29 protein-coding genes and 1 pseudogene are annotated in these 25,552 nt (G+C 44.9%); 15 read left to right on the top strand and 15 right to left on the bottom strand.

What is annotated here, in order from left to right; all coding sequences use genetic code 11:
* Window positions 1-1,084, top strand: a pseudogene (locus VC188_RS06390) (IS3 family transposase); the annotation flags it as partial.
* Between the two features lie 71 nt (window positions 1,085-1,155).
* Here VC188_RS06390 and VC188_RS06395 read toward each other — a convergent pair.
* From VC188_RS06395 to VC188_RS06405, 3 genes are all read right to left on the bottom strand, one after another.
* A complete protein-coding gene (locus VC188_RS06395; protein WP_323483409.1) occupies window positions 1,156-2,199 on the bottom strand; it encodes a fumarylacetoacetate hydrolase family protein in 1,044 nt (347 codons plus the stop codon).
* A gap of 97 nt (window positions 2,200-2,296) precedes the next feature.
* A complete protein-coding gene (feoB, locus tag VC188_RS06400) occupies window positions 2,297-4,210 on the bottom strand; it encodes a ferrous iron transporter B (protein WP_323483410.1) in 1,914 nt (637 codons plus the stop codon).
* Window positions 4,203-4,448, bottom strand: coding sequence for a FeoA family protein (locus VC188_RS06405; protein ID WP_215321799.1), 246 nt, complete (start codon window positions 4,446-4,448; stop codon window positions 4,203-4,205). The genes feoB and VC188_RS06405 overlap by 8 nt, the downstream gene beginning before the upstream one ends.
* Window positions 4,449-4,539: 91 nt before the next feature.
* Between VC188_RS06405 and VC188_RS06410 the strand changes: the two genes are divergently transcribed.
* The 3 genes from VC188_RS06410 (at window position 4,540) to VC188_RS06420 (ending at window position 6,337) form a co-directional block, all read left to right on the top strand.
* On the top strand, window positions 4,540-4,881 hold the full coding sequence (locus VC188_RS06410) for a cupredoxin domain-containing protein (protein ID WP_323483411.1): 342 nt from the start codon (window positions 4,540-4,542) through the stop codon (window positions 4,879-4,881).
* Window positions 4,878-5,642 (top strand): hypothetical protein, encoded by a 765-nt coding sequence (locus VC188_RS06415; protein ID WP_323483412.1) that lies wholly within the window; start codon window positions 4,878-4,880, stop codon window positions 5,640-5,642. The genes VC188_RS06410 and VC188_RS06415 overlap by 4 nt, the downstream gene beginning before the upstream one ends.
* Before the next feature lie 68 nt (window positions 5,643-5,710).
* On the top strand, window positions 5,711-6,337 hold the full coding sequence (locus VC188_RS06420) for an FMN-binding negative transcriptional regulator (RefSeq protein ID WP_323483413.1): 627 nt from the start codon (window positions 5,711-5,713) through the stop codon (window positions 6,335-6,337).
* Between the two features lie 7 nt (window positions 6,338-6,344).
* On the opposite strand, the gene modA is transcribed toward VC188_RS06420, so the two are convergent.
* The 3 genes from modA to VC188_RS06435 all read right to left on the bottom strand — a co-directional run bounded on the left by modA (window position 6,345) and on the right by VC188_RS06435 (window position 9,884).
* Window positions 6,345-7,100, bottom strand: a complete 756-nt coding sequence (gene modA, locus VC188_RS06425; protein WP_323483414.1) for a molybdate ABC transporter substrate-binding protein — start codon at window positions 7,098-7,100, stop codon at window positions 6,345-6,347.
* A 72-nt stretch (window positions 7,101-7,172) separates the two neighbouring features.
* Window positions 7,173-8,810 carry an OFA family MFS transporter gene (locus VC188_RS06430; RefSeq protein WP_323483415.1) on the bottom strand — a complete coding sequence of 546 codons (1,638 nt, stop codon included), beginning with the start codon at window positions 8,808-8,810 and terminating at the stop codon, window positions 7,173-7,175.
* Between the two features lie 51 nt (window positions 8,811-8,861).
* Window positions 8,862-9,884: a substrate-binding domain-containing protein gene (locus VC188_RS06435; protein ID WP_323483416.1), complete on the bottom strand. Its 1,023-nt coding sequence runs from the start codon at window positions 9,882-9,884 to the stop codon at window positions 8,862-8,864.
* A gap of 75 nt (window positions 9,885-9,959) precedes the next feature.
* On the opposite strand from VC188_RS06435, the gene VC188_RS06440 reads away from it, so the two are divergent.
* Entirely contained in the window at window positions 9,960-10,784 is an 825-nt protein-coding gene (locus VC188_RS06440) for a substrate-binding domain-containing protein (protein WP_323483417.1), read from the top strand.
* Between the two features lie 84 nt (window positions 10,785-10,868).
* Here the strand turns inward: VC188_RS06440 and VC188_RS06445 are convergent, their stop codons facing one another.
* Complete coding sequence (locus VC188_RS06445; RefSeq protein ID WP_323483418.1) at window positions 10,869-11,450, bottom strand: hypothetical protein; 582 nt, start codon at window positions 11,448-11,450, stop codon at window positions 10,869-10,871.
* Between the two features lie 162 nt (window positions 11,451-11,612).
* Between VC188_RS06445 and VC188_RS06450 the strand changes: the two genes are divergently transcribed.
* The 4 genes from VC188_RS06450 to VC188_RS06465 all read left to right on the top strand — a co-directional run bounded on the left by VC188_RS06450 (window position 11,613) and on the right by VC188_RS06465 (window position 14,506).
* Window positions 11,613-12,044 (top strand): GNAT family N-acetyltransferase, encoded by a 432-nt coding sequence (locus VC188_RS06450; protein WP_251368530.1) that lies wholly within the window; start codon window positions 11,613-11,615, stop codon window positions 12,042-12,044.
* Between the two features lie 12 nt (window positions 12,045-12,056).
* Window positions 12,057-12,491, top strand: coding sequence for a YbgC/FadM family acyl-CoA thioesterase (locus VC188_RS06455; protein WP_215321791.1), 435 nt, complete (start codon window positions 12,057-12,059; stop codon window positions 12,489-12,491).
* Between the two features lie 20 nt (window positions 12,492-12,511).
* Window positions 12,512-13,090, top strand: a complete 579-nt coding sequence (locus VC188_RS06460) for a hypothetical protein (RefSeq protein WP_215321790.1) — start codon at window positions 12,512-12,514, stop codon at window positions 13,088-13,090.
* A gap of 135 nt (window positions 13,091-13,225) precedes the next feature.
* Window positions 13,226-14,506, top strand: a complete 1,281-nt coding sequence (locus VC188_RS06465) for a DEAD/DEAH box helicase (protein WP_216157105.1) — start codon at window positions 13,226-13,228, stop codon at window positions 14,504-14,506.
* 68 nt (window positions 14,507-14,574) lie between these two features.
* Here the strand turns inward: VC188_RS06465 and mmsB are convergent, their stop codons facing one another.
* Both mmsB and VC188_RS06475 read right to left on the bottom strand, forming a co-directional pair.
* Window positions 14,575-15,453: a 3-hydroxyisobutyrate dehydrogenase gene (mmsB, locus tag VC188_RS06470; protein WP_323483419.1), complete on the bottom strand. Its 879-nt coding sequence runs from the start codon at window positions 15,451-15,453 to the stop codon at window positions 14,575-14,577.
* Window positions 15,454-15,478: 25 nt separating this feature from the next.
* Window positions 15,479-15,748, bottom strand: a complete 270-nt coding sequence (locus tag VC188_RS06475) for a cupin (protein WP_323483420.1) — start codon at window positions 15,746-15,748, stop codon at window positions 15,479-15,481.
* A 228-nt stretch (window positions 15,749-15,976) separates the two neighbouring features.
* On the opposite strand from VC188_RS06475, the gene VC188_RS06480 reads away from it, so the two are divergent.
* A complete protein-coding gene (locus tag VC188_RS06480; RefSeq protein WP_323483421.1) occupies window positions 15,977-16,099 on the top strand; it encodes a DUF1330 domain-containing protein in 123 nt (40 codons plus the stop codon).
* An 81-nt stretch (window positions 16,100-16,180) separates the two neighbouring features.
* Here VC188_RS06480 and VC188_RS06485 read toward each other — a convergent pair whose 3' ends face one another.
* A complete protein-coding gene (locus VC188_RS06485) occupies window positions 16,181-16,369 on the bottom strand; it encodes a hypothetical protein (protein WP_028819023.1) in 189 nt (62 codons plus the stop codon).
* A gap of 160 nt (window positions 16,370-16,529) precedes the next feature.
* Here VC188_RS06485 and VC188_RS06490 point away from each other — a divergent pair, with 160 nt between their 5' ends.
* On the top strand, window positions 16,530-17,504 hold the full coding sequence (locus tag VC188_RS06490) for a tripartite tricarboxylate transporter substrate binding protein (RefSeq protein ID WP_323483422.1): 975 nt from the start codon (window positions 16,530-16,532) through the stop codon (window positions 17,502-17,504).
* A 35-nt stretch (window positions 17,505-17,539) separates the two neighbouring features.
* Window positions 17,540-19,129 (top strand): rhodanese homology domain-containing protein, encoded by a 1,590-nt coding sequence (locus VC188_RS06495; RefSeq protein WP_323483423.1) that lies wholly within the window; start codon window positions 17,540-17,542, stop codon window positions 19,127-19,129.
* 39 nt (window positions 19,130-19,168) lie between these two features.
* On the opposite strand, the gene VC188_RS06500 is transcribed toward VC188_RS06495, so the two are convergent.
* Complete coding sequence (locus VC188_RS06500) at window positions 19,169-20,218, bottom strand: fumarylacetoacetate hydrolase family protein (protein WP_323483424.1); 1,050 nt, start codon at window positions 20,216-20,218, stop codon at window positions 19,169-19,171.
* 473 nt (window positions 20,219-20,691) lie between these two features.
* Here VC188_RS06500 and VC188_RS06505 point away from each other — a divergent pair, with 473 nt between their 5' ends.
* Window positions 20,692-20,913 carry a TIGR02450 family Trp-rich protein gene (locus VC188_RS06505; protein WP_215359706.1) on the top strand — a complete coding sequence of 74 codons (222 nt, stop codon included), beginning with the start codon at window positions 20,692-20,694 and terminating at the stop codon, window positions 20,911-20,913.
* 51 nt (window positions 20,914-20,964) lie between these two features.
* Here the strand turns inward: VC188_RS06505 and VC188_RS06510 are convergent, their stop codons facing one another.
* Window positions 20,965-21,492 (bottom strand): hypothetical protein, encoded by a 528-nt coding sequence (locus tag VC188_RS06510; protein WP_323483425.1) that lies wholly within the window; start codon window positions 21,490-21,492, stop codon window positions 20,965-20,967.
* A gap of 104 nt (window positions 21,493-21,596) precedes the next feature.
* Between VC188_RS06510 and VC188_RS06515 the strand changes: the two genes are divergently transcribed.
* Together VC188_RS06515 and VC188_RS06520 are read left to right on the top strand one after the other, a co-directional pair.
* Window positions 21,597-21,986: a group II truncated hemoglobin gene (locus tag VC188_RS06515; RefSeq protein WP_323483426.1), complete on the top strand. Its 390-nt coding sequence runs from the start codon at window positions 21,597-21,599 to the stop codon at window positions 21,984-21,986.
* A gap of 80 nt (window positions 21,987-22,066) precedes the next feature.
* Window positions 22,067-22,828, top strand: coding sequence for a TerC family protein (locus VC188_RS06520; RefSeq protein WP_323483427.1), 762 nt, complete (start codon window positions 22,067-22,069; stop codon window positions 22,826-22,828).
* 20 nt (window positions 22,829-22,848) lie between these two features.
* Here VC188_RS06520 and VC188_RS06525 read toward each other — a convergent pair whose 3' ends face one another.
* Genes VC188_RS06525 through VC188_RS06535 form a run of 3 tightly spaced genes read right to left on the bottom strand, consistent with a single transcriptional unit; the run spans window position 22,849 to window position 25,467 of the window.
* A complete protein-coding gene (locus VC188_RS06525) occupies window positions 22,849-24,066 on the bottom strand; it encodes an aminoacetone oxidase family FAD-binding enzyme (protein ID WP_323483428.1) in 1,218 nt (405 codons plus the stop codon).
* Window positions 24,067-24,069: 3 nt separating this feature from the next.
* A complete protein-coding gene (locus tag VC188_RS06530) occupies window positions 24,070-24,582 on the bottom strand; it encodes a hypothetical protein (protein ID WP_323483429.1) in 513 nt (170 codons plus the stop codon).
* A gap of 27 nt (window positions 24,583-24,609) precedes the next feature.
* On the bottom strand, window positions 24,610-25,467 hold the full coding sequence (locus tag VC188_RS06535) for an LOG family protein (RefSeq protein WP_216265996.1): 858 nt from the start codon (window positions 25,465-25,467) through the stop codon (window positions 24,610-24,612).
* Between the last annotated feature and the right edge of the window lie 85 nt (window positions 25,468-25,552).

Here is a 25,552-nt window from a genome sequence, read left to right on the forward strand (position 1 = left end):
TTTTGCAATGGCAAAAACTCTACAATGAGGGCGGTATTACAGCCCTTGCCAATCGACAGAGAGGACAACCGCCTATGTCCCAATTTAATATCAAAGCATTACTCAAAAAGCCGATCTCGGAACTCACGCCGGCAGAGTTGCGAAGACGTTTGGAGTATGCCGAAGCACAGGCTGCCTACCTAAAAAAGTTAGAAGCCTTAGCTCAGAGCAAAGCAACAAAAGAGAGCAAGCCCAAATAATTACTGAGCTAAGGCCGCATTACCGTTTAATCGATTTACTCGCTATCGCCAAGATGGCTAAAAGCGTTTACTACTACTGGCTTAAAGCCAGTAGTAGTCATGTGCCCGATCCCTATCTGGATGCTAAGAATCAAATTAGCGCAATCTACCATCGCCACCAGGGTCGCTATGGCTATCGGCGGGTGCTACTAGAGCTACGTAATCAACATCAACACTTAAACCACAAGACCGTACAAAAGCTCATGGGCCAACTTGGCCTCAAGTCCACCGTACGCCCCAAGCGCTATCAGTCTTATAAGGGGCCTGTGGGCAAGGCAGCTCCCAACTTGTTAGAGCGCAACTTTATAGCTAAAGCACCCAATCAAAAGTGGGTAACCGATGTGACTGAGTTCAATATCAAGGGCGAGCGAGTTTATCTCTCACCCATCCTGGATCTATATAACCAAGAGATCATCTCCTATGAGATTGCTGATCGGCCGCAGATTAGCACCGTCATGCAGATGCTCAAAAGCGCATTTAAACAACTGGGGCCAAAAGATCAACCCATGCTGCACTCAGACCAAGGCTGGCAATACCAAATGGGGCTCTATCAACAAGCCTTAAAGGAAAAAGGCATAGATCAAAGCATGTCTAGAAAAGGCAATTGCTTAGATAATGCCGTGATGGAAAACTGGTTCGGCATTATGAAGACGGAGTTCTTTTACCAAAAGAAGTTTGAAAGTGTTCAATCATTTAAAACCGAGTTAAAGGAATATATCCATTACTACAACCATGATCGAATCAAGCAAAAACTAAAGGGATTGAGTCCGGTGCAATACCGAACTCAATCCCTTGTGCTAACCTAATTAAACTGTCCAACTACTGGGGGTCAGTTCACTAGGGTGGCTTTTCTTTTGATAAACAAACTCTAGAGTGATCAAGCCAACGTGAACTTTAAATCTCCAAGTTTTTCTACTGAACTTACGATCTTATCACCCTTCTTCAGCCATACCTGCTTGTCCTTTGGCATACCAGCAATAACGCCTTGCGGTGTACCAGTGAAAACAATATCTCCCGGCTCTAATGTCCAGTAAGTGCTGATGTAAGACAACATTTTTTGGGTATTGTGAATAAAGTCGGAAGTATTTGAGTTCTGACGCAACTCACCATTCACCCAAGTCTTTACGTCAAGCTTATTAGGGTCACCCACTAAGTCAGAAGTAACAAAGTAAGGTCCAATTGGTGCGTATTGGTCCAAGGTCTTACCAATCATCCATTGCCCACTTGGCAATTCCAGTTGCAAATCACGTGATGAGAAATCATTTGAGGTGCAATAACCTGCCACATAATCCAAAGCAGCCGATTCAGGAACATTGCGCATCTGCTTGCCGACAACAATCAACAACTCAGTTTCATAATCTAGTTTATAAGAAACCGATGGCGGTGGAATTTGCAATAAACAGTTGTGAGCCGTAAGACTATTGTTGTACTTATTGAATAGCGGCGGTACTCGTGGGCGAGCCATACCAACCTCATCCGCATGCGCACGGTAATTTAAGCCAACGCAAACAATCTTTCCAGGGTTTTTAAACAGGCGCCCGAAAGTAATGTCCGATTCTTTTAAATAAGGCACGCCAGATTTATCAGCGCTTGCTACTACCTTATTAAATCCCGCAGCATTACCCTCTTGCAATAATTGATCCAAGGTAGTCGGTGCTGCAATCTTCATTTTTTTAGCTACGGCACGAATATCGATAACACCTTTTGGGGTAACTACACCCAAGGTTTCTGTTCCATCCGCATTTTGGATCGAGAGAATTTTGCTGTTTTTGACCATTTCACGTGGACCGGTGTAAACCTCCCCTCCCCATACTGAGGTGGGATGTGCTGAAGCCTCTTTCATTACACCCATAGTAGAGGCAGCTACTAAACCGGCCCCAGCAGCTGAAGCAGTCTTCATAAATTGGCGACGTGAACTCATCTATATCTCCTTGTTTTGTTATCTATTTTTTAACTACAAAAGGAATACTACCGCACCCTTTTATGCGGTGCCGCAGCAAATATAAATGTCAGTAGGCTTAACCCAGACCCAGATAAATAGCTAAGTGATAGGTAATAAAGGAGGCGATATAGGCCAAGCCAAATAAGTAGCTCAGCATGATGATCGGAATCTTCCAGCCGCCCGTCTCGCGCTTCACTGCAGCAATGGTAGATAGGCACTGGGGGGCAAATACAAACCAGGCTAGTAGAGATAAAGCCGTGGCTAAGGACCAGCCGCTAGAGATCAAAGGAATCAGCGCATCAGCCGCGTCGACACTCGAGCTAGATAGCGCATAAACCGTTGCCAATGAGCTCACCACAACCTCACGAGCTGCCATACCTGGCACTAGAGCAATGCTGATTTGCCAGTTAAATCCAATTGGTGAAAACACATGCGCTAAGGCCTGCCCCATCATTCCAGCAAAGCTATATTGAATCGGCGATCCTGTTGCACCCTCAGGCGGGAACGGAAAGCTAGATAACACCCACAAACCAATAGTCATCAGCAAAATAATTCCGCCAACACGGCGCAAAAAGATTTCTGCTCTTTGCCACAAGCTAATAGCTAGATTTCCTAAGCGAGGCAAGTGATAGCTTGGCAACTCCATCATGAGCGCGTTCATCCTAAATTGCTCACTCGTAAAGCGCTTCAGAATCCAGGCCACTGCCATCGCCCCCAAAATTCCAGCGAGATAAAGCAAGAATAAAACTAGGCCTTGTAAATCAATGCCCGCCCATAGCTTTTGCTCTGGAATGAATGCTGAGATCAATAAGGCATATACCGGCAGACGTGCAGAACAAGTCATCATGGGTGCAATTAGAATCGTCACCATGCGATCGCGCGCATTAGAGATACTTCGGGTGGCCATAATTCCGGGGATGGCACAAGCAAAGCTGGAAAGGAGTGGAATGAAGGATCTACCTGATAAGCCAACAGAGCCCATTACCCTATCTAGTAGATAGGCAGCCCTTGGAAGATAACCCGACTCTTCTAGCAAAAGAATAAAGAAGAACAAAATTAGAATTTGCGGCAAGAAAATCACCACACCACCTAAACCTGCCAAAATTCCATTGATTAACAAACTACGCAGCCATCCATTGGGCAATACTTCAATGATCTGAGCACCCAGAAAGTCTACTGCGGATTTAATCAGGTCCATGGGTACCGTAGCCCAACTAAATACGGCCTGAAAAATACAAAAGAGTAAGGCCACCAAAATGATGGGGCCAAAAACTGGATGAAGTAATACGGCATCTAAGCGATCGCTCAATTGATCGGGAATGATTTGATCCAGCTTGAGATTTTGCAAAATTCTTTGAACTTGAATATTGTCAGATTCAGTATGGGCAATATGAGAAGCGACATTCTCTAGGGTCGCATCACTAGTACCTGTGCGCAATCCATTGAGATTACGCCAGTCCAGATTCGATAAGAAATGCTTGATTTCATCAGCGCCATCAGACTGAATGCCAATACTAGTGAGCACCGGCAAACCCAATTCACTTGAAAGTGCAGCAGTGTCTATATGCAAGCCTTGACGCTTAGCAATATCAAGCATATTGAGCACCACGATACAAGGCAGCCCCAAGCGCTTTGCAGCAAGTACCAAGCGCAAGTTGCGACGCAGGTTCATGGCGCTCAATACGCAAATCACTAGGTCGGGACGCTTTTCACCCTCGGCTCGACCAAGCAGTACATTACAGGTCACCCGCTCATCCAAGGATCTCGGATACAAGCTATAGGCGCCAGGCAAATCCAGTATGCGGATATTTTTGCCTGACTCAAGAGATAAGCGCCCTTCTTTGCGCTCTACAGTAACGCCTGAATAGTTCGCTACCTTTTGACGACTGCCAGTCAGCAAATTGAATAATGCCGTTTTGCCACAATTGGGATTACCCAATAAAGCCACGAGTGGCTCACTCGAGAAAAAGTGAACTTTAGATTCAGACATGCGGAATAGCGTCGACCGTAATCATGCGTGCTTCTGCTTGACGCAATGCGAATGTTGAGGCTCCTACGCGAACCATATATGGCCCTTTACCAAGCAAACCTTTGCGCAAAACAGCCACCTGCTCACCAGGTAAAAACCCAATGTCTTCCAGCTGCCCTTTAATTTGAGGGGCACCCTTAGGCGCGTTAACCGCGCTCACTCGGTAAAGAACTTCCAAATCAACCTGGTCCAAATGCATGGAGGATTGTCACTTTTATCAATAAATAGGAACGATTCTCATTATATACCTTATACTTGAGAATGGTTCTCATTTATATATACACTCATTTATGAAAAATACTGCTACAAAACAGTTACTTATCAGCATTTTCTTGTTATTAAATTTGACAAATATTGCCTATGGAGCAAGCAACGATATCCAGATTTCAATTAAAAATGGGCGATTTTTACCATCAGAGATTGATATCCCCGCCGATACCAAAGTAAAACTCACGATTGAAAACCTGGATGACACTCCAGAGGAATTTGAAAGTTATGACCTCAACAGAGAGGTGTTAATCAAGGCCAAAAGCAAGGCCTCTTTCTACATCGGACCTTTTAGTCCTGGCATCTATAAATTTGAAGGTGAATTTAGTCCGGAAACTGCTCAAGGTGTGGTGAGGGTTAAATGATGATGAGAAATAATTTAATGCAAGGCGTGTGTTGCCTTGCCCTTCTCTCTGCCAGTGCATTGGTTCATGCTGGAGAGTACTTAAGTGGACCGGCAGATTACATCTACACACCAAGAGTAGAAGAAGGTGAAAGAGAGATAGACACGAAGTTTGGAACCCAGACCCCCAGAAATGGTGAAGACAATAGACAATCAGGTGCTTCCATTGGATTTGGATATGGCGTGAACTCATGGTGGTTTACGGAGCTTTATGGAAAAGTCACTTGGGATGGTACTAACTCCCAATTTGATGCCGTGGAATGGGAGAATAAATTTCAACTGACTGAAACTGGAAAATATCCAGTTGATGTCGGCTTTCTAATTGAGCTAGAGCGCCCTCAAAATCGCAATGAAGGATATGAAGCGAAATACGGTTTCTTATTTCAAAGTGAATGGAAAAAGTGGGTCGCCAATCTCAACGTCTTGATGCAAGGACACTACACGGGCACTGAAAATCAGGGTACTTATTTCGGCTACCAGGGCCAGGTGAAGTATCGCCTTCAGCCAGAGCTGGAGCTTGGAGCTCAGATCTACTCATGGCTAGGACAGGTTAATAACTGGAACACCAATGAACAGCAACAATCTAGTGCGGGGCCAGCCATTTTTGGGAAAACCAAACTGGGCCGCAAGGAAGCTTTGAAATACAACGTAGCCTACCTCTGGGGAACCACCACCGCATCACCAAAAAACACCATCAGAATGCAGGTGGAGTACGAATTTTAAGAACAAGAGCTCAATCTCTGCTATGTTCTTATTAAATACAACCTTTTACCCATTCTGCCTAGCCTCTTATGTACATACCAAAACATTTTTTAGTTGAAGATCAAGCGGTATTAGCCCAGCTGATTTCTGAATATCCATTGGCGACTATTGTTGCGAATCTGGATAGCCATTTTGAAATCAATCACCTACCCCTCATGTTGAGCCCAGATAAAACCAAGCTTTATGGACATGTCGCCAAAATGAATCCGCTTGTTAGGGTGGCGAGCAGCAGCAACACATCAGTTATAGCAATCTTTAATGGACCGAATGCGTATGTAACCCCATCTTGGTATCCATCAAAACAAGAGAGTGGGAAAGTAGTTCCAACCTGGAACTATGCTGTGGTTCACGCGGCAGGCAGCATCAAGTTGATTGAGGATGCGCAGTGGTTGAGGAGTCATGTATCACAAATGACCAATCTTCATGAGCCTACCTATCAATCCACCTGGAAGTTAGATGATGCTCCGGAAGAATACGTGCAGATGATGCTCAAGGCCATCATTGGCATCGAGATTGAGGTCGGTAGTTTGGTGGGTAAATTTAAGCTAAGCCAGAACCGGCCGGCCGAAGACTATGACGCAGTAGTAGGGCAGCTAGAGAAGTCACCGCAAGAGGCTTTACAAGAGATGCTGAAGTACATGAGAGCGCCCAAGTAATTAGCAACTAAGGTGTGATGTATCCATACCTTTGCAAAATGGATTTGGCTTGGGGTCCCTGCATAAAGCGATACATATCCACTGATTCTTGGGGCGCACCTTTTATTAGCACCATGCGCTGCTTAATGGGCTCGTATAACTTAGCGTCGACCAAAAGGAGGCTAGTTTCTTTTGCGACCTCTGGAGATTTGGCCAAAGATAAGGCAGTAAAACCAATATCTGCCGCACCGCTCACCACATATGTTGTAGCTACGCCAATGTTGTCTCCATAGACAAGCTTGTCTTTAGCCAGATCCCATAGGCCTTCTGCCTTGAGATAATCAACCGCAGCTTTACCATAAGGAGCAAGCTCTGGCTTAGCAATTGCCACTTTGTTTGTTTGTGCAATTGCCCGAGCAATTTCTGTCTTGCTGTCAGCCAAACGAATCCCAGATGAGGTTTTGGCAATTAAGGCAAGCTTACCAATCGCATATGTAGCGCCCTCATCTACCGTCTTACCATTCTTAAATAGCTCCAACGGAAAATGCTCATCTGCCGCAATAAAAAGATTGAATGGAGCGCCGTTCATGATTTGCGCCGCGAAGTTACCGGATGAGCCATAGACCACTCTCATCTCTGCTTTACCGCTAGCCTTAAAGGCAACCATAATCTCGTTAAAAGCATCTTTCATATTGGCAGCAACGGCAACAGTTGAGGTCTGCGCAAAGGCAAGATTGGTAAATAAAATCAGTGATGCGAATAGGGAAGTCGGGCGAATAAACATGATTGAGTTAATTCTAGCGGATAGAAATAAAAAACCACCCCGAAGGGTGGCTATCGATACTTAGAAACCTGATCAACCAAGCAACTTTAAAGCGCTTAAGAAGGTTTTATAGACACCCCAAGCAAGTGGTATGCCTACAAATGCCCACGCCAAAATGACTGTCAAAGTAGAGGTATGCTCATGGCCAGCTTCCCCTTTAACAATCGATCCCATTGCCTTTTCATGGGCAAGACGCTTTTCTTCTGCTAATTCAGCATCAGTCATAAACCACTTATCTGCAACTGGGCGAATCATCAAATTAGCAATCAAGCCGATAACTAACATACCTACAAGGATGTACATCGTCTGGTTGTACACCTGACTCTTCGCAATTCCAAGACTTAGTTGATAGTCACGCATGTAGTTCACAATCACTGGACCCAGGATACCTGCTGTAGACCAAGCAGTTAACAATCGACCATGAATTGCGCCTACGTTTTGAGTACCAAACAAGTCAGCAAGATAAGCAGGGACAGTAGCAAAGGCTCCACCATACATACTTAAGATAATGCAGAAGGCACCAACGAAGAGAACCAAACTACCTGCAGCAGCACTAGAGGGAATGCTGAAATACAACACCCCACCTAATATGAAAAATATGCTGTAAGTTAATTTACGACCCAACTTATCTGACAAGCTGGCCCAGAAGAAACGGCCGACAATATTAAACAAGCTCAGCAGCGCAGTAAAGCCAGCGGCAATACCAGCAATCGCTACTAACTGACCCTTATCGAGCTCGCCAAATTTCAATGCATTACCAATTAAGCTACCAGCAAAAATTTCTTGGAGCATTGGAGATGCCATGCCAATCACACCAATGCCAGCAGAAACGTTCATAGTTAGCACAATCCAAACCAACCAAAATTGAGGAATACCCCAAATTTTCTTAACACTAACGCTGCGTGTAGTGATCATCGCCTTAGATGTATCAGCAACAGGAGGTGTCCAACCAGCAGGCTTCCAATCGCTCGCCGGCACGCGATAGCTCATTGCGCCAATCATCATGTAGATGAAATAGATCGCACCCATCACCACGAATGTTTGTGCCACACCGACACTAGTAGGCGTTGCAAAGTTCTTCATGAGCATTGCGGCCAATGGTGAGCCAATCATTGCGCCACCGCCAAAGCCCATAATGGCCATGCCAGTTGCCATTCCGCGACGGTCTGGGAACCACTTAATCAAGGTTGAAACTGGTGAGATGTAGCCCAGCCCCAAGCCGATACCTCCAATCACACCTGAGCCGAGAATCATCATCCAGAATTGATGGAGATAAATACCCCAGGCAGAAAAGAGCATGCCACCAGCCCAACAACAAGCCGCTACAACACCCGCTTTGCGTGGACCCGCGCGCTCTAACCAGCCGCCCCAAATAGCAGCAGAGATACCAAGGAACACGAAAAATAATGTATACATCCAACCTAAGGTCGAAATTTGCCAGTCACAAGTAGTTGTGAAAAGTTGCGCAAAGAAGCCAACATCGGCAGCACATTTAATTGCCTCAGTACCGCCTAGTGAAACACCCAATGCCTTAGATAGCGGTAACCAGAACACTGAGAAGCCATACGCCATACCAATACACAGGTGAATAGCTAACGCCGCCGGTGGCACAAGCCAGCGATTAAAGCCTGGTCCTGCAATCGTTCTTTCTTTATCTAATAGATGAAACATGTTGCCTCCTATTTATAGTTATATTTACTACACAGTAGCTACTTCTTTACGTTACAACCAACCTTCAATTTGTCGATTAAGGCCTACAGCCTTATATCCAGGCGTATCTCCCGAATAGCTTCTTATCTTCCTGATTAATTTGGAGGCCTCTGATTGAGCAACCATCTCCCTATGCATGGCGATGAAAAATAACTCATCTTTAAGCGGTATAAACCCCAAACCATTTTCAATAGCAATATTTTTCACGCCCAAACCTACATCAGCCTTGTCGGCCAAAATAGCATTCGCAACCGCTAAATGAGTGAACTCTTCATGCAGATAGCCATTCACTTCAGAAGGATCAATACCCTCCTCTATCAGCAGACCATCAAGTAGTAGTCTTGTGCCAGAGCCGATCTGACGATTAATAAAGCGAATTTTTGGATTCACCAAATCATAGAGAGCAGAGATGCGGAGGGGGTTTCCTTTTTTCACCAGCAAGCCTTGTGTGCGCTTCATGACAGGATATATTTGAATATCATTTTTTGACAAGCGATGATGAATAGCCTTTGAGCTTCGCTCATCTGATACATGGTATCCGGCAATATGAGCTTCGTTACTCAGAAGCTTTTCAAGGGACTCTCCCGAACCAGCAATCTTCAAATCGAAGCCTTTAATCTCTGCGGCGGCCCTTTGAATGATGGAATCACTGCTAGAGAGAAACTTCCATTTTCTACTATCAGTCTTTTGAATCTTTTTAATTTCTTTAAGTAAGGTATCTTGATATGCGCTTCCATGCTCAACATACCCCGCTTGCATCTCATCAATAAACTCAATTAAAAACTCGCCGAGTTTTGTTAACTTTGAGCCATGTCCTTTAGTCCTCGTAATGAGTGGCATGCCAAGCGCAGCTTCCACATCATTCATCTTGCCCCAGGCGCTTCGATAAGAGGTGCTGGATTTTTTACTTGCTGAAATTAACGAGTTACCGCGACCGATATCCCTTAACAGCTGAGACAGCCAAACCAAATCAATAGGGACCCCGCCTTTGGCTTGATTATTTAATACTAAGGTTGGTCTAACTTCAATTTGCATATGTAATTGATTGCATATTCAAGTGGTAATAATTATGCGATGATATTACCTTAATAAATTACTCAGTGCACGCCTATGAAAAAATCAATCCGCAACCTACTTCTAGCGACCCTAACGGCCATTGCCCTCAACGGCTCACAGGCTTTCGCCCAAGAAAAAAGTATTGTGGTCTCATCCACTACCTCCACAGAGCAATCTGGCCTCTTCAATTACATGCTCCCCATCTTTAAGATGAAGACTGGTATTGAAGTTAAGGTTGTAGCTGTTGGAACTGGGCAGGCACTAGATATTGGCCACCGTGGTGATGCAGACGTGGTGTTTGTTCATGACAAACCTGCTGAAGAGAAGTTTGTTGAAGAAGGCTTTTCAACTAAACGCTACGAAGTGATGTACAACGATTTCGTACTCATTGGACCTAAATCAGATCCAGCAAAAATTGCTGGTGGTAAGGATATTCAAGTTGCACTCCAAAAAATTGCTACTGCACAAGCTCCTTTTGTATCACGTGCAGATAAAAGCGGTACAAATGCTGCAGAGCTTCGCTACTGGAAAGGTGCAGGCATCACCCCCTCTTCCAATCAGTCTTGGTACAAAGAAACAGGCTCTGGTATGGGGCCTGCTCTGAATACTGCTTCTGCAATGAATGGCTATATTTTGGCCGATCGCGCTACTTGGCTCAGCTTTAAGAATCGTGGTGACCTCGTGATCCTTGTGCAGGGCGATCCAAAGCTATTCAATCAATATGGTGTGATGTTGGTTAATCCAGCTAAGTTCCCTCATGTGAAAAAAGCACAGGGTCAAGAATTTATTGATTGGCTCATTTCGAAAAATGGTCAAGATGTTATTGCTAGCTACAAGATTGATGGCGAGCAGCTTTTCTTTCCGAACGCTAAAAAATAATCTAGCCGCATCAAACAAAAAGCCCGCATTTGCGGGCTTTTTTACAACCGTCCTACTGACCAGTTATAGGCTACTTAGTATTGATTATTTCTTTGGTGTTACGAAGCCAATTGCTGTGTCGTCAACAAACTCAACCATGACGTCATCACCAGCTTTGAATTTCTCAAGGCCCAAAACAGCTGGATCTACTTTAACTTTTTGCTTCTCGCCACTTGGTAATGTGAAGCTTACGATACGTGTCTTTTGATCAATGGTTGAGATCTTTACAGTTGCATAAACAGTTTCTGTTGTCTCCTCAAAAGGCTTAGTAGCACCTTTGCCGGCGATCACTACAGAACGCACACCTGAGACGCCTGGTTTTTGACCTTTACCAACAGCAGTCAAGCCAACCGCAACCGCTTGAGCATGCTCAACCAAGAATACGTCGCCCTTTTTAACTTTATCTAAATCATTTACTGACTTAGCGACGTTCATCTGCGCCAAATTACCGTTAGCATCTTTCAATACAACAATGCGCTTCTTTGCATCTACTGAATCAACAGTTGCACTCGAAACGACAACGTCCGCAGCTAAAGGCAACATCTTTGCAGGAAGTTGTGCAAAAACAGAGCTTGCAAAGGTAATGCCAACTGCAGCAAATAAACCAGCTAATAAAGATTTCTTCAAGATAACTCCTAATTGAGTAAAAGGTTACGAATGGGCTCAATCCAGAGCCACAATTCATTGTAACCATGGAATGAGGCGCTTTTTGTACAGCTTCGAACTGTGCTCATATTTACCTTTATTTGGTAAATTGGATGGAAACAGCACTTGGAGGCACTGGGCATCTTGGAAATACTAATAAAACCGTGGAAAGAGGCTGAAGTAGACGCCTTTTGGGTGCGCCAAGAGGTCTTTATCCTAGAGCAAAGAGTCCCAGCCGAGCTTGAATTGGATGAATTCGACCCTTCTGCCGCTCATGCCCTAGCCTATCTGGAGTCACATTGTATTGGCACTGGAAGACTGGTGGATCTGGGTGGCGGGCGATCCCAAATTGGACGTATGGCTGTCTTGACGCAATTTAGAAATCAGGGAATTGGAAGGAAGATCCTGGAAAAGCTGATTGACCTCGCTAAATCTCAAAGGGCAGAGTCTATCGTTTTGCACTCCCAAGTAGCCGCCATTCCTTTCTATCAAAAACTAGGCTTTCAGGTACAGGGGCCCACCTATGATGAGGCTGGTATTGCTCATCGTAATATGATTCTCGTATTGTCAAAATAAATTTAATAACCGATGACCTCTAACACCAATCTAAATACCAGCGCCTTTATCTATACCCATCGAGTCTGTTACTCAGATACAGATGCAGCAGGTTTTGTCTATCACGGACGTTATCTAGAGATTTTTGAACGCAGCCGTGCAGAGTGGCTTGCTCAAAAAGGCTTAAGCCCTACCAAACTCGAGAATGAATTTAATATGGTGATGCCGTTGCGCGAACTCACAATGAACTTCTATAAACCAGGGCGTCTAGATGACTTGCTTTACATAGACCAAGTGATTGAACATCGCGGCCGCACCCAGGTGAGCGTTAAACAGACTGCGCAAAGAAAGCTTCATGACAGCGAAGAATTCCAAATTATTGCGAGCGCCTTGCTGCATATCGTTTGCGTTGATACCAACACACTCAAACCTAAGGCATGGCCTGATTGTGTATTCCAAGATGAGTGATGTATGTAATGGAGCAAAAAATGTCTGACGGAAAATTACTGACCTTTATTCAAGAACTCAGTTTGCTACTCGAGAAAAAGCCAAGTGAAGAGATCGTTTTTACTGAAGGCAAGAAAATATTAGAGAAGCTGATTGCAGTGGATGATTGGTTGCCAGAAGAGTTCACTAAACCGCACCCGCAGTACTACCAGCAATATCTTCTCTATGCAGACCCATTGGATCGATTCTCTGTAGTGAGTTTTGTGTGGGGCCCCGGACAAAAAACGCCTTTGCATAATCACACCGTTTGGGGAATGATTGGTCAGTTGCGCGGTCAAGAAACCGGCACACCCTACTATCGCCAAGCAGATTCCAGCTTCAAAGCAGGCAATGCATGTGTCAGCCTGCCCGGGCACGTTGATACCGTATCACCAGATACTCACGACATTCATGTGGTCGAGAATAGTTTGCACGACAAAACTTCAATCAGCATTCACGTGTATGGTGGCAATATCGGCCGCATTCATCGCTCGGTATTTAACCCTGAAACCGGTGCAGAAAAGTCATTCGTCTCCGGTTATGCCAATACTGTCGTGCCAAATCTCTGGAATCCAGCGTAATTCTCTAATTACCGAGCTTTTGAGGTTGATGACTTAAAATAGAGATTCTTACTGCAAACGCTCCAGCGTGGCAGCTCACCCCATTGACCGGGATAGTCGTTTAATTGAATACGGGTCAATACTTTATTGGCCCCTATGTTATTTACAGATCTTGGTTTATCAGAACCCATTCTTCGCGCTATTGCTGAAGAAGGCTACACCAGCCCTACCCCAATTCAAGCAAAATCGATTCCTGCCGTCCTAAAAGGTGGCGATCTTTTGGCTGCCGCTCAAACCGGCACAGGAAAAACAGCTGGCTTTACGCTTCCAATTCTGCAACGTTTAAGCAGCACCCCTAAATCTAGCGGCAAAAGATTATTACGAGTTCTCATTTTGACTCCCACTCGCGAGTTAGCCGCCCAAGTCCAAGAGTCTGTTGTGACTTATGGAAAATATACCGGCTTGAAATCCACTGTGATTTTTGGCGGAGTTGGCGCTAATCCGCAAATCAAAGCCATTGCTGGCGGTCTCGATATATTGGTAGCTACGCCAGGTCGACTGCTTGATCTCATGTCACAAAATTGCGTATCACTCAACGATATTGAGATTCTCGTATTAGATGAAGCCGATCGTATGTTAGACATGGGCTTCTTACGAGACATTAAAAAGATCTTGGCTGCCTTACCTAAAAAGCGCCAGAATCTTTTGTTCTCAGCAACATTCTCTACCGAAATTAAGCAATTAGCAGATGGCTTACTCAATTCGCCCGAGTTGATTGAGGTAGCTCGTAGCAATAGCGCCAATGAAGCAATTGCCCAATTGATTCATCCAGTAGATAGAACCAACAAGCATCCCCTGCTAGCCCATCTCATTAAGACTAACGACTGGAAGCAAGTACTAGTTTTTACCCGCACTAAGCATGGCGCGAATAAGTTGGTTACTCAGCTGGAAAAGGATGGCATCACCAGTATGGCCATTCATGGCAATAAAAGCCAATCTGCTCGTACTAAAGCCTTAGCTGATTTCAAGGCAGGTAAGTTAACCGCATTGGTTGCCACCGATATTGCTGCACGCGGTATTGATATTGACCAACTCCCTCACGTAGTGAACTATGACCTTCCAAACGTTTCTGAAGATTATGTCCATCGTATTGGGCGTACTGGTCGCGCAGGTTCAAATGGCGTAGCAGTTTCCCTGGTGTGCGTTGATGAGCATCAAATGCTCAGAGATATTGAAAAACTGATTAAGCAAAAGTTGCCTCAAGAAGTGATTGCTGGATTTGAACCAGATCCAAATGCCGTGGCGCAACCGATTCAGCTGCGTAGTCAGCAACACCAGCAATCTCGCAAGCCAAGACCTGCCGGAACAGTTGGAGCTCCAGCGAAGAAGACTCCTGCCAAGCGTAGTAGCCCACCTAAAAGAAGCTTTAACCGCTAAACCAAGCTGCAATTAGGATTTTGAGACCCTCCAGAGTTGATCTGTCTGGGCTACGGAGCGTCTTTAATTTATTTTTTTAAATTAAAGACGCTTGAGAAATCCAGTTGGCCATTACCGGCTTTGCTGTGAATCTCATAGAGCTGTTGCGCTAATTTCCCAAGGGGAATACTAGCATCCAGATCTTCCGCATTCTCAACTGCCAGCCCCATGTCTTTGAGCATGAGATCTACACCAAAACCACCAGCATAACCTCTTGAGGATGGGACATTTTCCATGACGCCTGGACATGGGTTATAAAGCTCCAAAGCCCAGTTTCGCCCTGAACTCTTAGACATGATGTCAGATAGAACTTTGGGGTCTAGGCCATTTGCGATGCCTAATCGCAGCGCCTCACTTGTTCCCAGCATCTGAATGCCCAACATCATGTTGTTACAAACTTTAACGGTCTGCCCCGCCCCATTGCCGCCAGCATGAAAGATATTCTTGCCCATCTTTTCTAATATAGGACGTGCGCACTCCACTGCACTCGTTTCGCCACCGACCATAAACGTTAAAGTACCCGCTTGCGCACCTGCAGTTCCGCCCGAGACTGGCGCATCAATCATGGCAAAGCCTTTTGCTTTGGCGGCAGCGGCAGCTATTTGAGCTACCTTTGGCGAAATCGTTGAGCAATCAATGAGCAATGTTTTAGGATTCGCGCTTGCCAACAAACCGGCATCACCAAGATATAAGCCCTCCACATGACGAGAGGCGGGCAGCATGCTGATCAAAACATCGACATCTTTTGCAGTGTCGTTTGCATTTGCTGCAACGCTACCTCCTGCAGCTGCAAAAACATCAAGCTGATTCTTTACCAAATCGAAACCTGTAACTTGGTGTCCTGCTTTTAATAAGTTCAGGGCCATTGGTAAGCCCATATTGCCAAGTCCAATAAAACCGATTTTCATATCACTCTCAATTTCTTAATATTGTTTATTGTTTTCTAGAGGCTAGGTATTTCACCCCCTCAGGCCCATATGACTCGGAATGCACCTCTTTAAATCCCAACTCAAACACATCACCAGCCTGGTAGGTCCTACTCTTTCCATGAATAGTGATGTCGATACTGCCTTGAATCACTAGCGCCCTTACTTCAAATAGATGCTCGTGATTACTAAGCTGACTATTGGGGGCTTGCTCAACCTCTAACGGCTCAGGAAATCCTTCCTGCTCAAGTAACCGTTGAAATTGCTCTGTATTCATGACCTAACTATAGCGTGGATATACTCTCTTAGCATTAGGTAATCTATATGAGGAGTCATGATGGTGAAGGTCATTGGGCTGATGGAGTTAATGGATCATAGCGCTTTTGAGCAATACCGTTCTCAAGTTGGGCAAACGGTTGAGCTCTAAAAGGGCTCTATCAAGAACCGTGGCTCAGTTGTAGAATTATTCTGGAATGAATTAGGAATTGCGTCCTTCAGATCTTTTGTGGAGCTCGAGTTTCCCAACGCGCAAGACGTTCATGCTTGGGCCAATAGCCCCGAATATCAAATGCTCGTTCCTATTCGTAGCAAAGCAATGAAACTAACTTTGTTTAGCATTGCTATTTAAGCAAAGTACTGTAAGTGCAAGTCACTAATAAAAAAGCCTAGCTCGCAAAAGCTAGGCTTATCAATCAGTCCGGAGTGAGAATTACTTCTTAGCTTCCATTGCCTCTTTAGCGGCAGTGATTTCTTTGCGGCGCTCTTTGCAGGCACCGGCGATTTCTTGCAAGGCCTTGCGTGCGCGAGCAGCAGATGCCTTAATACCTTTTTCAATGAATTTTTCGTTTTCAGCTTTGTATGTTTCAAAAGCAGCCAACAATGTATCGTGTTGTGACATCTCGTCTCCTATTAACAAATGAATATTTATACCGACAGCCGGATCAGTATATCCCTATAAAAACCATAGAAAATCGCCCCCTAAATCAGGGATAACTCTTATATTGGCGGCTTCAGCCAAAATAGACCTACAAATACTATAAATAAACTAGAGACAAAAAATGATTAGAAATTTCCTTCTATTGCTTATTGGCAGCCTAATTGGACTCTCAGCAAATGCCCAAACCAGCTCTTGGCCAAGCCCCAACAAGCCAATTACTTTTATTAACCCCTTCCCACCAGGCGGGGCTGTGGATGCCTTTGGACGCCCTTTAGCAAAGCAGCTTTCAACACAGCTAAATGACGCGATCGTGGTTGATAACCGGGGCGGTGCAGGTGGAACCTTGGGTGCCGCAGTTGCAGCAAAAATGGCACCGGATGGCTATACCTGGCTTCTTGGTGCAGTGCATCACTCCATTGCCCCAAGCATGTATACAAACCTCTCATATGACATTACCAAGGATTTTGAGCCAGTCGCAATGATTGCTAGCGTTCCTCATGTCATTGTTGTGAACCCAAATAAGTTTCCAAAAAATGATTTGAAATCTATCATGGAAGAGATTCGTAAGCATCCAGGAAAATATAACTACGCCTCTACAGGCAATGGGACTTCGCAGCATTTAACAGGTGAGCTATTTAAGTTACAGAACAAATTATTTATCACCCACATTCCTTATCGTGGAACTGGGCCAGCCCTTCAAGACCTTGTCGCCGGTCAAGTGGACATGATGTTTGATACCTTGGCAGGTGCAGCACCATTCATTAAGAATGGGCAGCTTATTGCGGTTGCGGTTGCAACCTCCAAAAGAGTGGATGCGTTTCCAAATGTGCCAACCGCTCAAGAACTAGGGATCTCTAATTTCATTGTATCAAGTTGGTATGCTCTGTGGGCAATCAAGGGAACACCCAAAGACATCGTTGACAAGATGAGCGCAGAAACACAAATAGCACTTGCCTCTCCTGATATTAAGGAACGCTGGGCATCTATGGGCGCAAGCGTACCAAAAATGACGCGTCCTGAACTGGCTGCCTATATCAATCAAGAAGTTGTACGCTGGGGTGAGGTAGTCAAAAAATCTGGCGCCAAGTTAGACTAAAAGATAATCATTCAATTAAAAATACAAAAGACAGTATGGCAATTCAAACTAAAAATCACTCATTCGTTCGCAATAAACTCCTCAACAAAGAAGAAATTGCATTCTTAGATGTGCGCGAAGAAGATCCTCATGCGCAAGAGCATCCCCTCTTTGCCGCAAACCTGCCTCTTTCCAGAGTAGAGATTGATGCTTACGCAAAGCTACCAAAGAAAAATGTACCTATCGTCACCCTTGATGATGGCGAAGGTTTTTCTCAATTAGCTGCGCAACGCTTAATCAATCTTGGGTACACCGATGTATCGGTTTTTGAGGGAGGTGTTCAAGGCTGGAAAGCAGCTGGCGGTGAAGTATTTAAAGATGTGAATGTTCCCAGTAAATCATTTGGTGAGTTTGTAGAATCCAAGGTCCATACCCCCTCTTTATCAGCGCAAGAAGTAAAACAATTAATCGATGACAAAGAAGATGTCGTTGTTGTTGATGTACGCCGCTTTGATGAATACAACACGATGAGCATTCCCACCGGTATTAGCGTTCCAGGTGCAGAGCTGGTTCTGCGCCTTCCAGAGTTAGCACCCAACCCAAAGACGAAGGTCATTGTGAACTGCGCCGGCAGAACTCGCAGCATTATTGGCACTCAGTCGCTGATTAATGCCGGCATTCCAAACAAAGTTAATGCGCTACGTAATGGCACGATTGGCTGGACGCTTGCCGGCCAAGAATTGGATAAAGGGCAAATCAGAAAGTTTCAGGAAGTGAGTGACGACACAAGAAACGAGGCGGCAATTCGCGCTCGCAGCGTTGCTGATCGTGCAGGGGTTAAGCGCGCTAGCCTCAGCGATGTACAGACATGGAAAGTGCAATCTGATCGAACAACTTATTTCTTTGATACGCGCACTCCGGAAGAATATGAAGCAGGTCATCTTCCTGACTTTAGATCGGCACCAGGCGGACAGCTTGTACAAGAAACCGAGATGGTTGCTCCGGTTCGTGGCGCACGGGTAGTGTTGGTAGACCCTAGTGGTGGTGCAGTGCGTGCCAATATGCCCGCCTCATGGTTGGCCCAAATGGCTTGGGATGTTTATGTCCTTGATGGAGTCAATGCCTCCGATCTCACAGAAAAAGGTATTTGGAAGATACCCCTACCCACTCTTCCAACAATTGAAAGTGTGGATGCCGCGACCGTTTCCAACTGGCTCAAGAGTGATAGCAATACCATTGCCATCGATTTCAGCACCCATGCTAACTACGTTAAAGGACACATCCCTGGAAGTTGGTATGCCCTTCGATCCCAACTAGCAGAAGCAATGAAAAAAATTCCTCAGGTAGATCGCTATATTATTACCAGCGCACCAGCTGAATTAAGTCTTTTTGCTGCCCAGGAAGTGCAAGTCTTGACTAAAGCTGAGGTACTCGTTTTGGCAGGCGGTAATGCCGCCTGGGTAAGGGCAGGATTAGATCTAGAAAAAGGTCCGAGTCATTTAGCCTCACCTCCCCTGGATCGCTATAAGCGCCCTTATGAAGGCACTAGTGTAGATCCTGCAGCAATGCAGGCCTATCTTGATTGGGAGTTTGGTTTAGTGGAACAACTGGGCAAGGACGGAACTCATCACTTCTGGGTTCTCTAGGTCCTTGCTGTTGTTCTGAAAGCTTACTGAGTTAATCGGTTAAGCAATCTTGTTGCGGATGATGCCAATGCCAGTGATGTTTGTTTCCATAACATCACCTGGCTTCATAAACTCCTGAGGAGTTCTGCCTGCGCCTACCCCAGAAGGAGTGCCAGTTGCAATAATGTCGCCTGGCAATAATGTTAAGCCACGCGATAGCTCAGCAATAATTGCCGGGATCTTGAAATACATTTGCTTGTAACTAGCGTTTTGCTTTTCAACGCCATTCACACGGCAAATAATGCGAGTGTCATCTAAATTGACACCACCTGCAGTAACAACCCATGGACCCATTGGACCATGACCATCCAAGCTCTTGCCTTTAAACCATTGGCCGGACTGACGCTTTTGCTGAATATCACGCGCCGTAGTATCGTTGAAGGCAGAATAGCCAAAGACATAGTCCATTGCATTCTCTTCAGAAATATTCTTACCCTTTTTACCAATCACCACTGCTAGCTCAGCCTCCCAGTCAATCATGGTGGAGATGCCAGCATCATAAGGAATGTTATCAAACGGGCCATTCATGGTTTGCGTGCCTTTAGTAAAGAGCACAGGAACCTTTGGATACTCCTTCACAGCAGTATCGGCACGATGCTTGAGGCCCTCTTCAAAATGGTCTAGGTAATTCCAGCCCACACAATAAATATTGCTTTGTGGCTTAGGAATAGGTGATAGCAAGATCACATTATTCACATTCGCCAAATTACTTCCGCGACCTTTAAATAATGTAGCCAACTCCAGCAAGCCTTTGTTGCCAGAGGCAGCCAATGAAATCATTGAAGTAGGATCAAATGAGAGCTGTACTTTTTGACGAGCCGCTTCTGCAGGGATATCAACCACCATACCGTCATTGGTAACCAAACCTAATCTTGAGGTGGCACCCATTTTAGGCAGATAGTTTGCAATTCTAAGGCCTGCTTTACCAGTCAATGGCTCCACCACAATCGGCGGCTGACCATCAGTCGCAGCAATTGCATTAGAAATAAACATACCGCTAATAGCAGCAGATGCACCCAATTTAAGCGCATCTCTCCGATTTGTATCCACAGCATCTCCTTCAATATTTTGTTTTAAATGTCTTATTAAGACTTATTTGTTGTTTATTAAACAATCTGCCGTAAATATTAATACCAAACCTGTTTCTTAGGCGAAATATTGGAAATATCGCTATCCTCTAGGGGTGCAATCCTTGAGAATCCCTCCCCAAATTCGCCTAGCCTTCTACCTTGCGATCCTTCTCGGGCTCAGTGCCTGCGGTCGAGAGACATACACCACCTGGAGTTGTAGCTCCCCTTCCGAGTCTAAAATTTCCATGGTACTCCGAAAGGCCCAAATGGAATTTAAGGGGGCGGTACTGGATTATTGCGGTAGTTTGGGTACCCAAAGCTACTTTGATGAAAAATGCTCAGGTCAAACCAGTCAATCGAAGACCGTATTTTCTCCCTCCTCAGGATTGCTTTTGACCAATGGTCAAGAATTCCAGTGCACTGCCTTATAAAAAGAATCGGAATGCATTACTGATGAATCGACTCAGCCCCAAGAAATTACTCCTCACCAAATGGACGGCAGTTCAACCGATTGCTAAACAAAAGCATTTCTTGGTGAGCAAAGTAATCCTGCCAGAACCACCAAACGAAAAAATTGAGTTCGTCGAAATTGAGGCGGTCTACTCGAAGCAAACTACGCAAATTGCATGGCGTGATCTCACCAATAGCGAGCTATGGCTACAAGGCTGGAAATAAAAAACCGCCCCAGTTCTGAGGCGGTTTTGTTTTTGTTTGGTTTAATCAGGGCTATTCATCAGCCTTCTTCTTGCCACCAGATTTTTTAACCAGATCATCAATATTCTTTTCGGCAGTCTCGGCCACTTGGTTCACAATGCGGCGCCCTTCTTTAAACATATTCTGACCGGTCGTTGACATTTCATGAACTACCTTAGATAGCTTGTCAGCATGCGCTGGGATTTTATTTTCAGCGTCCTCAAGCCAAGTTACCAAAGAGCTACGAACCTTTTCAAGATGCTTCTCAGTTTCATCAGCAGCACCTTCGCCGAGATCTTTTAAAACTGCTTTTACCTTCTTTTGATATGCTGCTGCACGTTTCGCAGCTTCTTTTGCAGCTTCTTCCTGCAAGTCTTTTAATTTAGCTAAATCGTTCTTAGCAGCTGATTTGGCGCTATCGAGGGCATTTTTCATGCCCCACTCAATCTCAGCCATATGATGCTCACTTAATTTTTTTGCTGCCTCAAGCAAAGTATGTGAGTAATCAAATAATTCTTTTGCTTTTTCGCGCTGCCATTTTTGAAGTTCTTTTGCATCCATTTTTACACTCCTATAAACAAGGGTTAATAAAGCTTTAGCATTTAACTCTATACCGAAATAGACGAACTGCCAATTCCCCGAATTTACCGCATTAAAATGACAAAATGAGTGAAAAAATATCCATTTATGAGTCTATAGGCGGTATAGACCAAATTGACGCATTAGTAGATCGTTTTTACGATTTAATGGCCCTAGAACCCCATTTTGAGGATCTACGGTCCATGCACCCCCAGGATCTTTCAGGATCTAGAGAAAAGTTGAAATTTTTCCTCACCGGCTGGATGGGCGGTCCTGATATCTACTCACCCAAATATGGTCATCCCATGCTAAGGGCTCGACATCTGCCATTCAAGATTGGTTTAAAAGAGCGAGATCAATGGTTAGCCTGCATGTATAAGGCTATGGAAGAGTGCGGAATAACCGGTGATACCGCGAAACAACTTGAAGAGTCTTTTCTGAACACTGCGGATTGGATGAGGAATCAACCCAACTAATGATGTGGTCATTAAACTGGGATGGATGTTTATCGTTATTCGCTAAACTCTGATCAATAGTTACATTAGTAAAGTAGAAAATGATCGAAAGCACAATGCAGCTCCTGAGTGATCCCAATGCTTGGATTGCCTTTCTAACGCTCTCTGCCCTTGAGATTATTCTCGGCATTGATAACATCATTTTTATTAGCGTTATTGCCAACAGACTCCCTTCTGAAATTCGGGAGAAGGTTCGCCGCCTCGGTCTTTTGTTTGCGCTTGTCACTCGCATTCTTTTATTGCTAAGTCTATCGTGGGTAATGGGTCTCACAACCCCCCTCTTCAGCATCTCCGACCACCTGATTAGCGGCAGAGATTTAATCTTATTGCTTGGTGGCTTCTTCCTAATCTGGAAGGCCTCCAAAGAAATTTATATTGAAGTAGAGGTGGGTGAGCATGGCGATGAACAAACTGACGCTCAGGGGAAAGACCGCGCCAAGTCAATGCTCTCTTTATTTATTGGCTCCGTGCTACAGATTGGCTTACTAGATATTATTTTTTCCCTAGATAGCGTGATAACAGCAGTGGGTATGGTGGATCAAATTAGCGTGATGATCGCAGCAGTCCTTGCTTCTGTCCTAATCATGCTCATTGCCGCTAAGCCCATTGGGGATTTTGTTCAGCGCCATCCTTCTATCAAAGTATTGGCATTATCGTTTCTGACCGTTGTAGGCGTGGTACTGATCGCAGAAGGAATGGGCGTTCACATTCCTAAAGGTTATGTTTATGTTGCCATGGCATTTGCTTTATCGGTTGAGCTTTTAAATATCCGCTCGCGTGAAAAGAAGAAAAAACTGAAGTAAGCCCTGGTGTGATGAGAAATTTATAGGGATTGCGCACAAGCATAGCCGCTTGCCCAAGCCCACTGAAAATTATGCCCACCCAAATGACCAGTGACATCAACGCACTCACCTATAAAGAATAGCCCCGGATGTTTACGCGACATCATTGTTTGTCCGTCGAGCTCTTTGGTATCTACACCACCCAACATCACCTCAGCTTTTTTCCAACCTAAGGTACCCGCTGGCTTTACAGACCAGTTCGTTAGCAGCTCCTTAAGAGCTTGACGATCTTTTTTAGAGACTTCGGCCCACTTGCGGCCCATTAGATTGCACTGCTCTGCAAATGCTTTAGCTAAGCGCTGAGGAAGCACAGAAGCCAAAATCGTTTCAGTAAGCTTTAAGCGATTCTCTTCGTTATTAAAGAGTTCATCACAATTAAATCCTCCAGGACGCTCAATTGCACCAAGCCAATCGATGTGAATAGATTCGCCTTCTTCCCAATAACTGCTAGCCTGAAGAACGGCAGGTCCTGATAATCCTTTGTGAGTCAGAAGCAAATCCTCATTGAATCTACAGGCGCCATATCGATGGCCCTTTGAACCGGAGGCAATTCTGACTGGTACAGCTAGACCGGCCAACTCACTGAGATCACCGAAGTTATCTGCAGTAAATGAGAGTGGCACTAAAGCAGGCCTAGGATCAACCACATTTAATCCAAACTGCTTTGCAACATCCAAGGAATAAGCAGTGGCTCCAATGGCGGGCACTGGTAAACCACCCGTTGCCATGACTACTGACTTGGTTTTTTCGGTGCCAGCATTCGTTTGGATGAGCCATCGATCATCCTCTTGCTCAATTGATTGCACGGAGACTGGATGACGTATGGTCACATTTCCTTTGGCGCACTCTGCAAACAACAGCTCAATGATTTGTTTGGCAGAATCATCGCAAAATAATTGGCCTTGGTGTTTCTCATGATAATTAATGCCATGAGATGTCACCAGCTTGATAAATTCTGTTGAGGGGTATCTAGCGAGTGCACTTTTTACAAAATGCTGATTGAGAGATAAGAAGTTAGCTGGGCTACTATGGAGATTGGTGAAGTTGCAACGTCCACCACCGCTAATACGAATCTTTTCGCCCAAAACCTCTGCGTGATCCAGCACAAGTACTTTTTTTCCTAACTGACCAGCAATTCCTGCGCAAAATAGGCCAGCTGCCCCGCCACCGATAATGATGGCATCCCAAGTTTTACTCATCGATTACTCAAAACGATCAATGATGTCAGATGAGATGTTAAGTTTTCTCATATGGAGCTTGGTATAGGCTTGGCGGAAGTTCTTGGTCATGGAAATCATGACTGATGCAGTCCATGCAAAGGAAAACATTCCAGAAAAAGCGATGATCACTGCCAGCATCTTCCAGCCATCGGGAAGAATGTCCTCCATAAATCCCATTGCCGTATAGGTACTGCCGCTAAATAAAATACTTTGCCCCAGAGCGGGTAGTAACTTGAATGCGTACAAAGCAATACCCCAAATCAGTATTTCAGCGATATGGGTTAAGAACAAACAGAAGACGCTCACGTAAAAACAGAGAGCCACAGCAGAGTATTTTTTCTCTGCCAAATACAGAAAAGTTTTCACTTCATAGCGCTTGGCAATCTGCAGTAACGCTACCCCATGAAAAACCATGATCAACAGGAGCATGGAGGCACCCAAAAGATAGCCTGGAAGATCTAGTGATGTAGCGATGCTAGTTTGCGAAGGATTCATAGGAGTGATTTTACAGGCGAGCGCTTGTTAACCCAATTGATACCAATCCCGAATCACCTGCCAAGCCTCCTGGGCAGTCTCTGAAAAGTGAATAGTTTGCATATCCTCCTCATCAATGACGCCAAATTCCACCATCTGCTTAAAACGAATCATCTCATTCCAGTAGTCCTTGCCCACCAATATTACTGGAATAGGAACAACTTTTTTAGTCTGGATCAGTGTCAACACCTCGAATAACTCATCAATGGAACCGAACCCCCCGGGAAAAGCTACGATTGCTCTAGCGCGCAACATAAAGTGCATCTTGCGTAGCGCGAAGTAATGAAAGCGAAAACTTAAGCCCGGGCTGACATATAGATTGGGTTGCTGCTCTCGAGGTAGACTGATATTAAAGCCGATAGTTTTATCGCCCGCCTCAAATGCACCTCGATTAGCGGCCTCCATAATTCCAGGGCCACCACCTGTGCAAATATGGAGTTTATTAAAGTTATTCTCTTGAGTAGCGTTGTAATGAGCCACTAATGACCCAAACTCTCGGGCTGACTCGTAGTACTTACTGTGCAAAAGTGCTTTGTTCGCTTCTGTAATCTCCTCTGGAGTCTTTGCTTTTTCCTTTTGAGCCAGCGCTTCAGCATGACTGATGAATCGAGTCGAACCAAAGACGGTAATCGTATGCTCGATACCGTGCTCTTTAAGCAGCACATCGGGCTTGAGTAACTCCAACTCAAAGCGAATACCCATAGTCTCTCTGCGAGCTAAAAAGGCTTCGTCACCAAAAGCAAACTTATAAGAATCCTCGGAATCTTCTTCTGCTATTTGGCTCTTGTGAAGATTTAAAAACTCAGTAATAGTCTGTGAGTTGTTAATAGGGAGCTTCGGACTCATATTGCAACCTTTGAGGGCATGTATAGATCAATCTTAACCCGCGTATTAACTTAGTGTTAATACCTAGTTCTCTCGAAGAATATGG

This window comes from Polynucleobacter sp. MG-28-Ekke-A2 (assembly GCF_035012985.1).
Lineage (GTDB): Bacteria > Pseudomonadota > Gammaproteobacteria > Burkholderiales > Burkholderiaceae > Polynucleobacter.

Bases quoted from the DNA above. Each gene is read 5' to 3' on its own strand.
- VC188_RS06430 (WP_323483415.1), bottom strand. From the start codon at position 8,810: ATGTTTCATCTATTAGATAAAGAAAGAACGATTGCAGGACCAGGCTTT.
- mmsB (WP_323483419.1), bottom strand. From the start codon at position 15,453: ATGAAAATCGGTTTTATTGGACTTGGCAATATGGGCTTACCAATGGCC.
- VC188_RS06510 (WP_323483425.1), bottom strand. From the start codon at position 21,492: ATGGATGCAAAAGAACTTCAAAAATGGCAGCGCGAAAAAGCAAAAGAA.
- VC188_RS06410 (WP_323483411.1), top strand. From the start codon at position 4,540: ATGAAAAATACTGCTACAAAACAGTTACTTATCAGCATTTTCTTGTTA.
- VC188_RS06535 (WP_216265996.1), bottom strand. From the start codon at position 25,467: ATGAGTCCGAAGCTCCCTATTAACAACTCACAGACTATTACTGAGTTT.
- VC188_RS06435 (WP_323483416.1), bottom strand. From the start codon at position 9,884: ATGCAAATTGAAGTTAGACCAACCTTAGTATTAAATAATCAAGCCAAA.
- VC188_RS06415 (WP_323483412.1), top strand. From the start codon at position 4,878: ATGATGATGAGAAATAATTTAATGCAAGGCGTGTGTTGCCTTGCCCTT.
- VC188_RS06525 (WP_323483428.1), bottom strand. From the start codon at position 24,066: ATGAGTAAAACTTGGGATGCCATCATTATCGGTGGCGGGGCAGCTGGC.
- VC188_RS06475 (WP_323483420.1), bottom strand. From the start codon at position 15,748: ATGAATACAGAGCAATTTCAACGGTTACTTGAGCAGGAAGGATTTCCT.
- feoB (WP_323483410.1), bottom strand. From the start codon at position 4,210: ATGTCTGAATCTAAAGTTCACTTTTTCTCGAGTGAGCCACTCGTGGCT.
- VC188_RS06420 (WP_323483413.1), top strand. From the start codon at position 5,711: ATGTACATACCAAAACATTTTTTAGTTGAAGATCAAGCGGTATTAGCC.
- VC188_RS06440 (WP_323483417.1), top strand. From the start codon at position 9,960: ATGAAAAAATCAATCCGCAACCTACTTCTAGCGACCCTAACGGCCATT.
- VC188_RS06530 (WP_323483429.1), bottom strand. From the start codon at position 24,582: ATGAATCCTTCGCAAACTAGCATCGCTACATCACTAGATCTTCCAGGC.
- VC188_RS06455 (WP_215321791.1), top strand. From the start codon at position 12,057: ATGACCTCTAACACCAATCTAAATACCAGCGCCTTTATCTATACCCAT.
- VC188_RS06395 (WP_323483409.1), bottom strand. From the start codon at position 2,199: ATGAGTTCACGTCGCCAATTTATGAAGACTGCTTCAGCTGCTGGGGCC.
- VC188_RS06505 (WP_215359706.1), top strand. From the start codon at position 20,692: ATGAATCGACTCAGCCCCAAGAAATTACTCCTCACCAAATGGACGGCA.
- VC188_RS06490 (WP_323483422.1), top strand. From the start codon at position 16,530: ATGATTAGAAATTTCCTTCTATTGCTTATTGGCAGCCTAATTGGACTC.
- VC188_RS06515 (WP_323483426.1), top strand. From the start codon at position 21,597: ATGAGTGAAAAAATATCCATTTATGAGTCTATAGGCGGTATAGACCAA.
- modA (WP_323483414.1), bottom strand. From the start codon at position 7,100: ATGTTTATTCGCCCGACTTCCCTATTCGCATCACTGATTTTATTTACC.
- VC188_RS06465 (WP_216157105.1), top strand. From the start codon at position 13,226: ATGTTATTTACAGATCTTGGTTTATCAGAACCCATTCTTCGCGCTATT.
- VC188_RS06405 (WP_215321799.1), bottom strand. From the start codon at position 4,448: ATGCATTTGGACCAGGTTGATTTGGAAGTTCTTTACCGAGTGAGCGCG.
- VC188_RS06520 (WP_323483427.1), top strand. From the start codon at position 22,067: ATGATCGAAAGCACAATGCAGCTCCTGAGTGATCCCAATGCTTGGATT.
- VC188_RS06485 (WP_028819023.1), bottom strand. From the start codon at position 16,369: ATGTCACAACACGATACATTGTTGGCTGCTTTTGAAACATACAAAGCT.
- VC188_RS06460 (WP_215321790.1), top strand. From the start codon at position 12,512: ATGTCTGACGGAAAATTACTGACCTTTATTCAAGAACTCAGTTTGCTA.
- VC188_RS06495 (WP_323483423.1), top strand. From the start codon at position 17,540: ATGGCAATTCAAACTAAAAATCACTCATTCGTTCGCAATAAACTCCTC.